The sequence below is a fragment of the Pseudochryseolinea flava genome (genome assembly GCF_003286915.1).
Lineage (GTDB): Bacteria > Bacteroidota > Bacteroidia > Cytophagales > Cyclobacteriaceae > Ohtaekwangia > Ohtaekwangia flava.
The window spans coordinates 1-13069 of the sequence record NZ_QMFY01000016.1; the positions used below are offsets into that span (position 1 = coordinate 1).

Genomic DNA, 13069 nt, shown 5'->3' on the forward strand with positions numbered 1-13069 from the left:
CGTTAACTTGTTCAGTCTGAATTGTTCGTCAAATAGACCTTTCGCCTTGTTTTTCATTTCCCTTACTTTGAAAGCAAGTACGCAAATCTTTACCGCTTTTCACTGAGGTTTTTAGAGATGCCCTTAACGATTAACTACAATCCAGGAACAACCATCACAACCGTCTCCTTCTCCACCACAACCATTCCCGCGGGGTCACCCTTTCGCTTTCTGACAAATTTTTTAGGCGTTACGATTACCGGGCACAGCGATTCTGTTTTTCTTTTTGAATTATACGCTGCAAGTTGCGCAGCGCGTTCAATAACATCCTTCGGAAACGTTTTACCGGATTGATGCTTGATCAGTACATGAGACCCAGGAACGTCTTTTGCGTGAAGCCATAAATCTTCTTTGTAACTGTATTTTAATGTAAGCTCGTCGTTACGCTGAGCATCTTTTCCTACCCAAATTCTGAATCCCTTAAATTCGAATTCGTGATAAGGAAGACTAATGTCTTTTTTACGGTCTTGTGATGATTCAATCGCTCCCGAAACTTGACGAATCGATTTCAAGTCGCTTGCCGATTCCAATCGCTCCAGCTTTTCTGTCAACGATACGATAAGCTTTTCTTTGCTGGCGATTGCCTCCTGCAACGTCGTGATTTCGATGTGCTGATTTTTTGCCTTTCTGTAGAAGGCTTCTGCATTCTTTTGTGCATTCAGATCTTTCTTCAATTTGATTTCAAGCGGCTTATTCTCGTTATAGAAATTTTCAAGCGTTACTTTTTCTTGTCCTTGACGAATTTGGTGGAGGTTTGCCATGATCAAATCTGCCCAAACCTTGTAATGGTTGTCGCTTTCTATTTCGTCGAGCTTCGATTTATTCTTTTTGATGAAACTTTCGCTCGATGAGATTTTTGTTCGGATCGCTTGTAACGCATCGGCATGTTCTGAAAGATATGCGTTCTGTTGCACAAACTTAAAGTAAAACTGTGTTGCCGCTTTTAGGGGATCATCAAGCGTTTCGATTGCATTGTTAGTAGGAAGCATCCATAGCGATATTGTTTTATCGATGATGATGCTGAAAGATTGCGTTTCTTCAAGTGCTTTCTTTACCGCCTGAATTGAAGACCATTGCACTGATTTATCCTGATCGGCAAATCCTTGTTGATTCAAATATTTCCAAACGGATTTTCCGAATGTAAAGTACAACGCTTGAAGATTGTGATAATGTGCCTCAAAGGCTTCATAACTGAAATCTATCTGACGATCTAACGTTTTGAAATTGGCATCCTCATCATCGGTAATGTTTTTCCTGAACGCATCGATAACATTGCTTTCTTTGACAAGAATGATGTTCGATCGATTGCCATGCATCTTAAACAGTAACGCGAAGCCATCGGTCATGGTTAGCGCAAACGCCCTTTCGTTTTCAAACTGCCTTACATCCGTGACGTGAAGTCCGATGAGTGATGGGAACAGATCGATATTGTTTTTTCTTGACCGTTGGTGATCCTCCGGGAACGATAATGTCGATAACGTTGGTGAGAGCGTGGCTTTGATATAAAACGACTTTTGCTTCGTCTCAAAGCGAATAATCAACTCATCTTTCTGTTGACTGTAACACTCGGAAACAACAGCTGATCCGACGAGAATATCTTTTAACCGCGAACTGACCTTGCGTAGGAAGTAGAAATTATTGTGCACGGAGCAATATAGCGAATCGCATGTAGATTGCTTGCGATTTAATTACAGCGATAGCTGAAGTCCGTCGTAGCTTAAGTGAATGCCCTTTGGAAGGGTTCTTTCAACATCAGCATGCAAGCCGAGTTTGTGACTGATGTGTGTAAAGTATGCCTTCTTCGGTTTGATACGGTTAACCATTTCGATCGCTTCAGATAAATTGAAATGAGAAATGTGTGGTTCGTTTTGTAGCGCGTTGAGAACAAGGATCTCGGTGCCTGCTAATGCGGCCATCGTTTCATCCGGAATGAAATTCGCATCGGTGATGTAGCTAAAATTACCAAGGCGAAATCCGAGCACGGGTAGTCTCATGTGCATCACAGGCAATGGAAGGATCCCTACGCCGTCAATGTTAAAAGGTGCGTGACCGATCTCATGAAGTTGCAATCGTGGAATACCAGGATAATTATGCTCGGCAAACGCGTACGCGTACTCCACACGAAGCTGCTCAAGCACAGGCAGCGTACCATACACAGGCATATCCATTTGCTGCATGAAGTTGTACGCCCTCACATCGTCGAGACCAGCGGTATGATCCCGGTGCGCATGCGTAAAGAGAACAGCATCAAGTTTGTTGATTTGCTCCCGAAGCATTTGCTGTCGGAAATCTGGTCCAGTATCGATCACAAAACTTTTACCGGACACTTCAATATGGATCGATGTTCGGAGACGTTTATCGCGATAGTCGAGAGAACGGCAAACAGCGCACTGGCACCCAATTACGGGCACTCCTTGTGAAGTACCGGTACCAAGAAAAGTTACGTTCAAGCAGCGGAAGATTCAGTAGGCTCCGGAGATTCAGCAGGAGGTGTCTGTGGCTGTTGGGCAATTAATTCTTCCCAAAGCTTAAGACTTTTTTCCGTGAAGCGCGTCGTGTCGAGCTGCACACCTTTAAGGATATCAAGCAGTGTGTTAATCTTTCCTTCTGTTGTGAAGAACTTATTGATAATCATGATCTTTTGATCTTTTAAAAGGCAATATCCGCTCTTAAAATTGCCCTTTTCATAGCGGAGTGTGTAGTCCGATTCGGCAACCATATCTTCCAGTTTCAGGAGGAATTGTGGCGTATATTTGATCATGATCGTGGTTGATTTCCGGGCAAGTTACTTTGAAAATCGGAAGATTGAAAGTTGGAAAATTGTATTTTGCCGGCCGTTTTATGGTCGCTAAAAGTAAAAAACTTGTCGTTGTCGCTGGCCCTACTGCCGTCGGCAAAACTGCTACGGCCATCCGTATCGCACAACATTTTTATACCGAAATTATCTCGGCGGATTCAAGACAGATTTTCAAAGAGTTGACCATCGGTACCGCTAAACCAGATGAGGTAGAACTGGCGGCTGTGCCACATCATTTTATCAATAGCCACACCATCAGCCAACAGTATGACGCCGCCACATTTGCAACTGAGGCATTGGCCGTAATTCAAAATCTTTTTTTGAAAAATGATCACGTGATCCTCTGCGGTGGATCAGGATTGTATATCAAAGCGCTCTGCGATGGCTTTGATGATATTCCCGCAGTCGATGAAAATATCAGAAAAGGCCTCGTTTCCAAATTCGAAGCATTGGGTATCGAATGGCTTCAACACGAAATGGAACGTCTCGACCCCGAACATTACAAAACGCTCGATAAGTTAAATCCACATCGACTAATTCGGGCGTTGGAAATTAAGATCGGAACGGGCAATTCAATCGCCAGCTACCGGACGAATTCAAAACGTAAACATGATTTTGATATTGTTAAAATCGGACTAACGTTGCCACGCGAAGTTTTGTATGAAAGAATTGATTTACGCATGGATAAAATGATAGAAGCAGGATTGTTTCAAGAAGCGAAGGAGATGCTCCCTTTTGAACAACACCAAGCGTTGCAGACAGTAGGGTATCAAGAAATTTTCGGCTACTTCCATGGGGCGTACGACAAAGAGGAAGCTATTCGATTACTGAAAAGAAATTCACGCCATTATGCTAAGCGGCAACTTACGTGGTTTAAAAGGGATGAAGAATTTAAGTGGTTTCAACCGACTCAATTAGACGACATACTTCACCATATAAACAGTTACAAGTAATACTTCGTATCTAACGCGAATACTTTGAACACCTGATCACGGCTCATGCAAACAAAAAAAGTACTCATCATTGCTTATTACTGGCCCCCGAGTGGCGGAAGTGGCGTTCAGCGTTGGCTGAAGTTTGTCAAGTATCTGCCAACGGTAGGTGTAAAACCATACGTGTTCACACCCGCTAACCCTTCATTCGCCATTAAAGATGAATCGCTATTACTCGATGTGCCGCGCGAGGCAGAAGTGATCCGGTATCCAATATGGGAACCATATGAAATTTTCTTTAAGCTCTCTTCGTTGTTTGGAAAAAAGAAAACAGCGAAGCCAACGGACGTAGTCTCTTTGAAGTCCGAATCCATTTTTCAGCGGCTGAGCACTTGGGTTCGTGGAAATTTGTTCATTCCTGACCCACGCAAATTTTGGGTGAAACCATCCGTTAAATTTCTTGAGCATTATCTGCGTGAACATAATATCGGCACGGTTATCACAACAGGCCCGCCACACAGCATGCACCTCATCGGCTTGAAACTAAAACAGCGAAATTCATCGCTTAAATGGATTGCCGATTTTCGTGATCCTTGGAGCGAGTGGGGATTTCTCGATAGCATTCGTGCGGGTGAACGCGCGAAAAATAAACATCGTAAACTTGAAAGGCTAGTGACGACAACTGCGGATGAGGTGCTGACCATCACACCATTCTACGTGCGCCAGTTTGAAAGATTGTCCGGTAGAAAAGTTCAATTGCTGACAAACGGTTTTGATGAGGATGATTTCAAAAATCTGGTGGTGAAGAAATCGTCGAGCTTTATCATTCGACATGTCGGAATCATCAACGAAAAGTGCAATCCCAGACCTTTCATGCGCGCCATCGAGAAAGTGCTCCAGGATTATCCGCAAATGAAACAACACCTTGTGGTTGATTTTATTGGTGATGTCCATCCGGCTTTTAGAGCGTTTGTTGTTTCTAACCCATCGTTGAAGGCAGCGACTACCTTTACGCCAAGTATCCCACACAAACAACTTATAGCGAAGTATGGTGAAGCGTCGGTGTTGTTACTCGTGCTCACCGGTTACAAGGATGCTGAAGGGTACATGCCGGGTAAGTTGTTCGAATACATTGCTACGTCACTTCCTGTACTTGGGGTGGGACCCGAAGTAGGTGATGCTGCCGATCTTTTACATCGCGCGCAATGTGGTCGCATGATTGACGGCGAGAACACCAATGATATTGCTGATTTTATTGTGAAGCAATATCGACGCTGGGAAACAGAACAGTCGATGCAACTGACGACGTCAGCAGGATTGACGTATTCGCGTCGAAAAATTGCCGAGTCGTTGGCAGCGCTGCTGTAGCATCGTACGTTTATTTCCGTGTGATACTTTTTAGCGAGAAGAAATGCAACGTATAGGCTAGTGGCACCAGAAAGCCTGGTAGCAATATGAATGGAAATGTTGCTACAATAGTGTTAGCGGGTTCATTCATAAATACACGGAATGGCGTCGGCATCGAGAGTATTGCTGTTGTGACGATGTTCACAAGTAGCGCTAGGCAACAAACATTCCACAGTACCACAATTGCTTTCGACACTTTCTGTTTATAAACAAGCCACGCCATCATGGGTGCCGTGAGTCCGGAGATGATATCAAAGTTTCGACCATCGAAGGTCATTTGTTCCGGCAGTAACCCTTGGATAAAAAGCGCCCACAACAATATTTCAACAAATACGCGAAACACTTGCAGGGTGATGAGTTTATGTGGTGTTATCGCATGAATGACGATTGACGCCGTGTCATTATTGAGAAGCCAGATGACAACGGCAAGCGGAACGATGAGCACAATAAAAAGTACCGGTGGCATTGTACTGAAGTCGTTGAAGATTCCCATCAACGATAAGACTGAGATGATGATTAGCCATGAAAGAAGCGAGAATAATGTCGTGTAAAAAATGCGTCGCTGCCTTGTTTGATCAAAGTCAGTGCGGGCAAGTGCGTGCTTGATTTCGCGTAGAAGGAGGATTCCAAACACGACGGTGAGCGAAATAAATCCGAATTGGGTAAAGAGGAAGTTGAGGGTATTCATAAGGTGATGGAAAATTACGCCTTTGCATCATTTAAGCGGATGCGAGTTATGTATAAATGATGTAAGGTTGTACGTATATTTACCGATATTGGTGTGTCAGGATTTAACTGATTTTAGAATTTTTTCCCAAAATGAAAATGAGTAATTAGGCTGGATGGCATAATTCGGCTTAATTTGCCAAATAAATTAAGGTTCAAACAGTCAATTTCGATGTTTTCTCTTGATTCCGGCCGCATTGGCAATGTAAGGTATGAATTGGAATTTCATTTGCAGTTGAAAAGGTATAAGAGACACATATGACAACATTCTTTGAACATCAGCGAACCAGTTTCAAGAGAAACTACCTGAGCAATCTTATCGCCTTAGCATCATCGGATGGGAATTTGGATGAACTCGAAAGACAACTCATTCATAAGATCGGAAAGAAGCGTGGTTTAAAAGAATGGCAAATCAATGAGCTTTTGGAGGATCAAACACCGAAGCAAGCTTTCGTTCCGGATTCGATTCACAACCGGATGGAGATGCTATACGATTTGATGCAGATCATTTATGCCGATGAGAAAGTAACTGACGATGAGGTTGACTTTATCACCGACATCGTGCGCGCGTATAAACTTAAACTTGAAATCGTTGACCATCTCATCGCGATGTTCAGTACGGGCACACCTCTTGCCTATGAATGGAAGGAGTTTGTCGATAGGGTAACACTCGAAACATACGAGCCTCGACCTACGATTCTCTAAAAGATTTTCGCATCATAACATAAAGTGATTTCTCGATTTGAATAACTTGGTGCTTTATCAACAAGCATCACGTGAACAACCCCTTCGTTTCCGCTATCTGCATCACGGAAAAACGTCCGCACCTTCTCGAACGCGCCGTGACGTGTTTTCAAGCTCAGTATTATCAGAATAAGGAACTCATCATTCTTTTTCTCAGCGACGACATTGCAACGGCTGCCTATGTTCGCACGATAGAAGATCCTTCGATTAAGATCATGTCGATACCGGCTCCCATGACTTTGGGCGAGAGGCGTAACTTGGCCATTCGTGTAAGTCAAGGGGAATACTTTTGTGCTTGGGATGATGATGATTGGTATCACCCATCGCGGATCAGTGAACAGATGAATCACATCCAACGGACGAATCTACCCGCTTGCACATTGAGCCGGATAATTTTAATGAACGTGGTTTTAGAGAAGGCATATTTGTCTTTTCATAGGCCTTGGGAAGGATCACTGATTTGCGCGCGCCGTACCTTTGATGAAGGATTTGTATACGGTAACTACAACCGGGGCGAAGATTCAATTCTTGTTCAAGCACTCCTCGACCAAAGTCTAGTAGCTATTCATCATAACCCCGTGCTCTACATTTACAATTACCATGGAACCAATATTTCTGGAAAAGATCATTGGGACAATAATATTTTCCAACACGGAATGCCGCTCGGACAAGAAGCGAGAGACCTGGCATTGTCTATGTTGAAGAATGAAGATGTTATCAATTTATCAAACCAATTGCGCCCCTTTGTCGATGCGCTGATTGGATAAGTTATTTATATTGAGGTCGAACTAAATATAGTTTTGTATGAATGTGATTGAAGTGCCGAAACGCCCAGTGCGTAAATTTCTACCTGAAAAATTTGAAGTGACCACATGGGAAAATCTAAAGCCCTATTTCGATAATCTCCTTGCGCGTGAGATCAGCGCCATGAACGATCTCAAAAAATGGTTGCAGGATCGCAGTGAACTTGAGTCCATCATTTCCGAAGATATGGCATGGCGCTATATCCGAATGACGTGCTATACGGAAAATGAATCTTACAGGAATGCATATCAAGATTTTGTTGAAAACATCCAGCCGCAAATTGCACCGATTGCCGATCAACTTAACAAAAAGGCTGCGGCCTCTCCATCGCTCGATGCGCTGGCAAAAGTTGAAGGATACGATATCCTGATCCGGTCACTGAAAAAAGAGATCGAAATTTTCCGCGAGAAGAATGTCCCGCTTTACACGGCGCTGAACACGGAAACGCAAAAGTATGCTCAGATTTCAGGCGCGATGACGATCACGTGGGAGGGTAAGGAAATTACGCTTCAACAAGCATCTGTATTACTCATGTCTACCGACCGTGAGCTCCGCGAAAAAGTATATCACAAAATCTCCGAACGACGTCTCAAAGATAAAGACGCGTTGGACGAATTGTTTACCAAACTCATCGGACTTCGTCATCAGGTTTCGGTGAATGCTGATTTTAAAAATTTCAGAGACTACATGTTTAAATCGCTTGGGAGATTTGACTACACACCCCAAGATTGTTTTAATTTTCATGAGGCTATTCAACAGGAAGTTGTGCCCTTGTTAAATGCGTTTACGCAGGAAAGAAAAAAAGCGTTGAAGGTAGACAGCCTTCGTCCATGGGATAAAGCCGTTGACGCTGACGGCAGAGATGCATTGAAACCATTTACAACCGGAAAGGAGCTTACAGAAAAAACAATTGAAGTTTTTCAACGTCTAGATCCGTATTTAGGCCAATGCCTTTCGATCATGAAAGAAATGGGGCACCTCGATCTTGAGTCAAGAAAGGGAAAAGCTCCAGGAGGATACAACTATCCTCTTGCCGAAATCGGCGTGCCGTTCATTTTTATGAATGCAACTTCGACGTTGCGTGACATGGTAACGATCATGCACGAAGGCGGCCATGCTATTCACAATTTCCTCACGCGTGATCTTGAATTAAATGATTTCAAATCAACACCGTCGGAAGTAGCTGAGTTAGCGTCAATGTCGATGGAGTTGATCTCAATGGACCATTGGGATGTATTCTTCACCGATCCCGTGGAGCTTAAACGTGCGAAACGAGAGCACCTTGAAGATATCATCGAAACACTGCCATGGGTTGCTACGATCGATAAATATCAACATTGGGTTTACGAAAATCCCAACCATACCCATGAAGAGCGAAAAGCTGCATGGAATAAAATCTTCGACTCGTTCGCTGATACCATCACCGATTGGAGTGGTCTGCAAGAAGCAAAAGACTATTTGTGGGAAAAGCAATTACACTTGTACGAGGTACCATTCTACTACATCGAATATGGTATGGCTCAGTTAGGCGCAGTTGCGGTCTGGCGTAACTTTAGAAAAGACCCGAAGCGTGGGCTAGCGGGGTACCAAAACGCATTGAAGTTAGGATACCTCAGAAGTATTCCCGAGATCTACAAAGCTGCTGACATTCGTTTTGATTTTAGCAGGGCCTATATCAAGGAACTCATGGACTTTGTAAAAGACGAGCTCAAAAAGATTTAGTCTTCAAACACTTCCGAATTAACATTGCGGCATTTGTCGAGGAGGTCGCTTAATAAGACGGCCTCTTCTTCAGATAAATTCATGACGCGATCGCGCTGTGGTAGAAATTTCTCCATCGACTTCAACAGATCCATTCCTTCGTCTGTGATGATAACGTCGAATGCACGTTTGTCTTTCGGACAGGTGCGTTTAATGATGAGATTTTTGGCTATCAAACGATCCAACATCCTGGAGACGTCTGAGTTTTTGTCTAGCATTCTCGATTTGATTTCTGTAGCAGAAATGCTTTGTGGATGCTGCCCTTTAAGAATTCGAAGAATGTTGAATTGATGTGCAGTAATGCCATAGTTCTTAAAAAACTCTTGGTTCTGACTCTGCATCCAACTTGCCGTAAAAAGTAGATTGATCACGGCTTTTTGAAATGGATCGCGAAACTTTGGCTGCTTGATTTCTTCTTCAATTTTCATAACGGGTGGAATAACGGATAAAACAAAAAAAAGGCAGGCAATGGATGAGAGATCATTGCCTGCTTTATAATTTCAATTAGTCTTTTGCAAATTCAGTCTTCGCGTTAAGCGTTACTTCGTCGCCAACCACAGCGCTTGAAGTGCTCGCACCTACGCCGAAGTCAGAGCGTTTGATGATACCGCCAACTTTAAAGCCAGCAATTGTCTTTTTGTTGTAAGGGTGAACAGCCGTGCCACCAAATGTAACGTCAAGCTCTACTTGCTTTGTAACGCCGTGCATCGTGAGGTCACCAATAACTTTATACTTTTTAGCATCAAGTTTTTTGATTGATTTACTCTTGAAAGTGATCTTCTCGAATTTTTGCGCATCGAAGAAATCAGCACCTTTCAAGTGACCGTCGCGTTGTTCGTTATCGGTAGAAATGCTTGCAACTTCAGCAGTGAAGTCGATTACGGCATCCGTAAAATCTTCTTTTGATGAAGTGATCTTAGCGTCGAAATTTTTGAAAGAACCATCTACTTCTGAAACCATTAAGTGACTTACAGAGAAGCCCAAATTAGAGTGTGCTTTGTCAAGGCTCCAAGTTTGTGCGAACGATACAGTTCCTGCCAACAGGAATAAAATGAGGAAGTTGAGTTTTTTCATTGTTTGTTTATTTTATGATGCAAGTATAACGCAAAGTGCAATTTACATGTTCCAACAAATAAAAAAGTTACGCTAACTTGCTGATCGACAGCGATTAATTTTTATTGACTACCGGATTTGTCCGGTGTTTTAACACTTAAATCGGTCACAGTTTAAGATAAAAATCGCGTGTGAGCGCGCGATATTCAGAAGACCAGTCATTATCGCCGTTATACAGCAATATTTCCCCATGATCGACAGCTGTCATTTGTAGCGAGAATGTCAGTAATAAACGCTCGATCGGTTTGTCGGCCCGCGTTCGAAAATTCCATTGCTTCACACAATATAAATCGTGACGCAACGCTAGGGCTATGCATTGATGCCCCTCAGTGTATGGAAGAATAACTGAAAAATGTCCCGATGGTTTTAATAATCTTGCCACAGCTTGCAGCATGGCGTCGTGAGAAAGCAATGTTGTATGGCGCGCCTCAACACGGCGTGCATCTGGAGGTATCTGACTATTGTTAAAGTACGGCGGATTGGAAACGATGAGATCGTATTGTATACCTGGATAAAAATCTTGAATAGGTGATTGAACGACATGAACTTTCTTCGGCCATCGCGACAAAGAAACATTTTCACGCGCCTGCAATGTATCTGCACTTTCAATCTCCACAGCATCGATAAACGCATCGGTTGCGCTGCGTTGTGCAAGCATTAATGCAATCACGCCTGATCCCGTGCCGATATCGAGGATCGATTTAACATCATTGACATCCGCCCAAGCACCTAGTAACACACCATCTGTTCCCACTTTCATGGTAGATTGATCATGTCTGATAGAAAACTGCTTAAAATGAAAGTGCGATGCACTACGCGACATTGATTCCTTATTGCTTAATTTGAAAAACAAAATTACGCTTTATGGCTGAAGCGGAAAGCTGCTGCTGGCCTCAACAATTACACAAATGAAGAAAATAAACTGGGGGATACTAGGTGCTGGGAAAATAGCCAACAAGTTTGCTAACGACCTCAAACTTGTTGAAGACGCTACATTGGTTGCCGTTGCGTCACGTGATGATGCGAAAGGAAATGAGTTTGCCGCGCAGTACGGAATTCCTGTGGTGTTTAATACCTATGAGGCGCTAGCATCTTCTCCAGAGATTGATGTTATCTACGTAGCAACGCCACATAGCTTTCATCGCGAGCACACATTGCTTTGTTTGAATCATGGTAAAGCGGTGCTATGCGAAAAAGCATTCGCCCTCAACAGCAGGGAAGTTTCGGATATGGTTCGTGTGGCGCGCGAAAAGAAAATATTCTTGATGGAAGCTTTTTGGACGAAGTTCTTACCTCAATTTGATAAAGTCAGGCAATTGATTGCCGAAGACGCTATCGGCGATATCCGATGGATTCAAGCTGACTTCGGGTTCATTTCCGATCCGCCGGCACCGCGATTATTTGATCCCGGTTTAGGTGGAGGATCACTACTCGACATCGGCATTTATCCTGTCTTTTTAGCGCAGACGCTTCTTGGCGTACCTAAACATGTGCAGGCTACGATTGTACCTTTTTCCTCTGGTGTTGACCAACAATGTAGCATCACGTTTACTTATGACAATGGGGCAATGGCTTCGTTGTTCTCAACACTAACAGCAGATACGCCTGTGGAGGCAGTTATTGCAGGAACAAAAGGAAGAATCGAGATGAGAAATAGATTTCACAACGCCGTGGGAAAATTGTTTCTAATAGGCGATAAAGATGAACCAAAAGAAATTGAAGTATATCGCGAAAGCGGATATGGTTATCAATTTGAAGCGCGACATGTTACGGCGTGCTTACAAAAGGGTTTAACCGAAAGCCCAATCATGACACTAGACGATTCTATTCAACTCATCAAAACGTTGGATAATATTCGTCGCGTGGCGGGCATAAAATATAGCGTAGATTGATATGAAGCCATTTGTCGTTCCTGCGAAGGTAAAGCGTCTCGACGGTAAAAGGATCACTGCCGATGCAGACCTGCTCGCTGTTGAAGAGCCATTGGAAATTAAAATAGGGTACGGGGCTGCAGACGATCGCGATCAATTCAATCTGGCCGTTACGATGCGCACGCCCGGAAACGATTTTGAACTCGCCGTGGGATTTTTATACGCAGAGGGCGTCATTCGGAAATACACAGATATTGAAGCGATTCACTATTGTCCGACGGCGAAAGACGAAGAAAAAGATAATGTTGTCCGTGTCGAACTAAAGCCAGCCATACAAATTGATTTCACCAAGCTGCAGCGGAATTTTTATACGACGTCGAGCTGTGGCGTCTGCGGCAAATCATCGATTGACGCGATCGTAACGCAAACGCATACGGTCATCGGTAACCATTCAGTAAGTGATGTTGTTATTAAGTCACTGCCGGAAAAGTTGAAAAAAGCACAGACGATATTTGAGCACACCGGAGGACTACACGGCGTTGCACTGTTTGATCTTGAGGGCACATTGCTTTCAGTTCATGAAGACGTCGGCAGGCACAATGCGTTTGATAAGGTGGTGGGGGAGGTGCTGATCGCGAGTAAAATTCGACTCACGGAAACCATTGTCTTGCTCAGTGGACGCGCAAGCTTCGAGTTAATCCAGAAAGCAGCGATGGCCGGTATCGCGGTTGTCGTGGCGATCGGCGCACCTTCAAGTCTTGCTGTGAAATTAGCCCAAGCATCCGGGATCACCTTGATAGGTTTTGTGAGAGGCGACAAGTTCAATGTCTATCATGGCGATGTGATTGTTGCGTAGCGCCGCTGGAAAAAGATTT

General features: G+C 43.6%; 14 protein-coding genes. 7 read left to right on the forward strand and 7 right to left on the reverse strand.

The features are described 5' to 3' along the window. Window positions 1-134 precede the first annotated feature (134 nt). The 3 genes from DQQ10_RS22690 to DQQ10_RS22700 are packed head-to-tail and all read right to left on the reverse strand — an operon-like array spanning window position 135 to window position 2800. Complete coding sequence (locus tag DQQ10_RS22690; protein ID WP_112749229.1) at window positions 135-1685, reverse strand: NFACT RNA binding domain-containing protein; 1551 nt, start codon at window positions 1683-1685, stop codon at window positions 135-137. A 42-nt stretch (window positions 1686-1727) separates the two neighbouring features. Further along, the gene (locus DQQ10_RS22695; protein WP_112749230.1) at window positions 1728-2489 is read right to left on the reverse strand and encodes an MBL fold metallo-hydrolase; all 762 of its coding nucleotides are present in this window, start codon (window positions 2487-2489) and stop codon (window positions 1728-1730) included. After that, on the reverse strand, window positions 2486-2800 hold the full coding sequence (locus DQQ10_RS22700; protein ID WP_317047961.1) for a hypothetical protein: 315 nt from the start codon (window positions 2798-2800) through the stop codon (window positions 2486-2488). The genes DQQ10_RS22695 and DQQ10_RS22700 overlap by 4 nt, the downstream gene beginning before the upstream one ends. 44 nt (window positions 2801-2844) lie before the next feature. Here DQQ10_RS22700 and miaA point away from each other — a divergent pair, with 44 nt between their 5' ends. Further along, window positions 2845-3789, forward strand: a complete 945-nt coding sequence (gene miaA, locus DQQ10_RS22705; RefSeq protein WP_317047962.1) for a tRNA (adenosine(37)-N6)-dimethylallyltransferase MiaA — start codon at window positions 2845-2847, stop codon at window positions 3787-3789. Between the two features lie 45 nt (window positions 3790-3834). After that, window positions 3835-5136, forward strand: coding sequence for a glycosyltransferase family protein (locus tag DQQ10_RS22710; RefSeq protein WP_112749232.1), 1302 nt, complete (start codon window positions 3835-3837; stop codon window positions 5134-5136). A gap of 10 nt (window positions 5137-5146) precedes the next feature. On the opposite strand, the gene DQQ10_RS22715 is transcribed toward DQQ10_RS22710, so the two are convergent. Next, the gene (locus DQQ10_RS22715; protein WP_112749233.1) at window positions 5147-5863 is read right to left on the reverse strand and encodes a hypothetical protein; all 717 of its coding nucleotides are present in this window, start codon (window positions 5861-5863) and stop codon (window positions 5147-5149) included. Between the two features lie 296 nt (window positions 5864-6159). On the opposite strand from DQQ10_RS22715, the gene DQQ10_RS22720 reads away from it, so the two are divergent. The 3 genes from DQQ10_RS22720 to DQQ10_RS22730 all read left to right on the forward strand — a co-directional run bounded on the left by DQQ10_RS22720 (window position 6160) and on the right by DQQ10_RS22730 (window position 9171). Next, on the forward strand, window positions 6160-6606 hold the full coding sequence (locus tag DQQ10_RS22720; RefSeq protein ID WP_112749234.1) for a TerB family tellurite resistance protein: 447 nt from the start codon (window positions 6160-6162) through the stop codon (window positions 6604-6606). Between the two features lie 71 nt (window positions 6607-6677). After that, the gene (locus DQQ10_RS22725; protein ID WP_165824065.1) at window positions 6678-7412 is read left to right on the forward strand and encodes a glycosyltransferase family 2 protein; all 735 of its coding nucleotides are present in this window, start codon (window positions 6678-6680) and stop codon (window positions 7410-7412) included. Between the two features lie 37 nt (window positions 7413-7449). After that, entirely contained in the window at window positions 7450-9171 is a 1722-nt protein-coding gene (locus DQQ10_RS22730) for a M3 family oligoendopeptidase (RefSeq protein WP_112749236.1), read from the forward strand. Here the strand turns inward: DQQ10_RS22730 and DQQ10_RS22735 are convergent. The 3 genes from DQQ10_RS22735 to DQQ10_RS22745 form a co-directional block, all read right to left on the reverse strand. After that, entirely contained in the window at window positions 9168-9638 is a 471-nt protein-coding gene (locus DQQ10_RS22735) for a MarR family winged helix-turn-helix transcriptional regulator (protein WP_112749237.1), read from the reverse strand. The genes DQQ10_RS22730 and DQQ10_RS22735 overlap by 4 nt on opposite strands. A 76-nt stretch (window positions 9639-9714) precedes the next feature. Next, window positions 9715-10284, reverse strand: coding sequence for a YceI family protein (locus DQQ10_RS22740; RefSeq protein ID WP_112749238.1), 570 nt, complete (start codon window positions 10282-10284; stop codon window positions 9715-9717). Window positions 10285-10429: 145 nt separating this feature from the next. Beyond that, window positions 10430-11146, reverse strand: coding sequence for a tRNA1(Val) (adenine(37)-N6)-methyltransferase (locus tag DQQ10_RS22745; RefSeq protein WP_112749239.1), 717 nt, complete (start codon window positions 11144-11146; stop codon window positions 10430-10432). A gap of 85 nt (window positions 11147-11231) precedes the next feature. Here DQQ10_RS22745 and DQQ10_RS22750 point away from each other — a divergent pair, with 85 nt between their 5' ends. Together DQQ10_RS22750 and fdhD are read left to right on the forward strand one after the other, a co-directional pair. Continuing rightward, window positions 11232-12215 (forward strand): Gfo/Idh/MocA family protein, encoded by a 984-nt coding sequence (locus tag DQQ10_RS22750; RefSeq protein ID WP_112749240.1) that lies wholly within the window; start codon window positions 11232-11234, stop codon window positions 12213-12215. 1 nt (window position 12216) lies between these two features. Next, a complete protein-coding gene (fdhD, locus tag DQQ10_RS22755; RefSeq protein ID WP_112749241.1) occupies window positions 12217-13050 on the forward strand; it encodes a formate dehydrogenase accessory sulfurtransferase FdhD in 834 nt (277 codons plus the stop codon). Window positions 13051-13069: the final 19 nt, after the last annotated feature.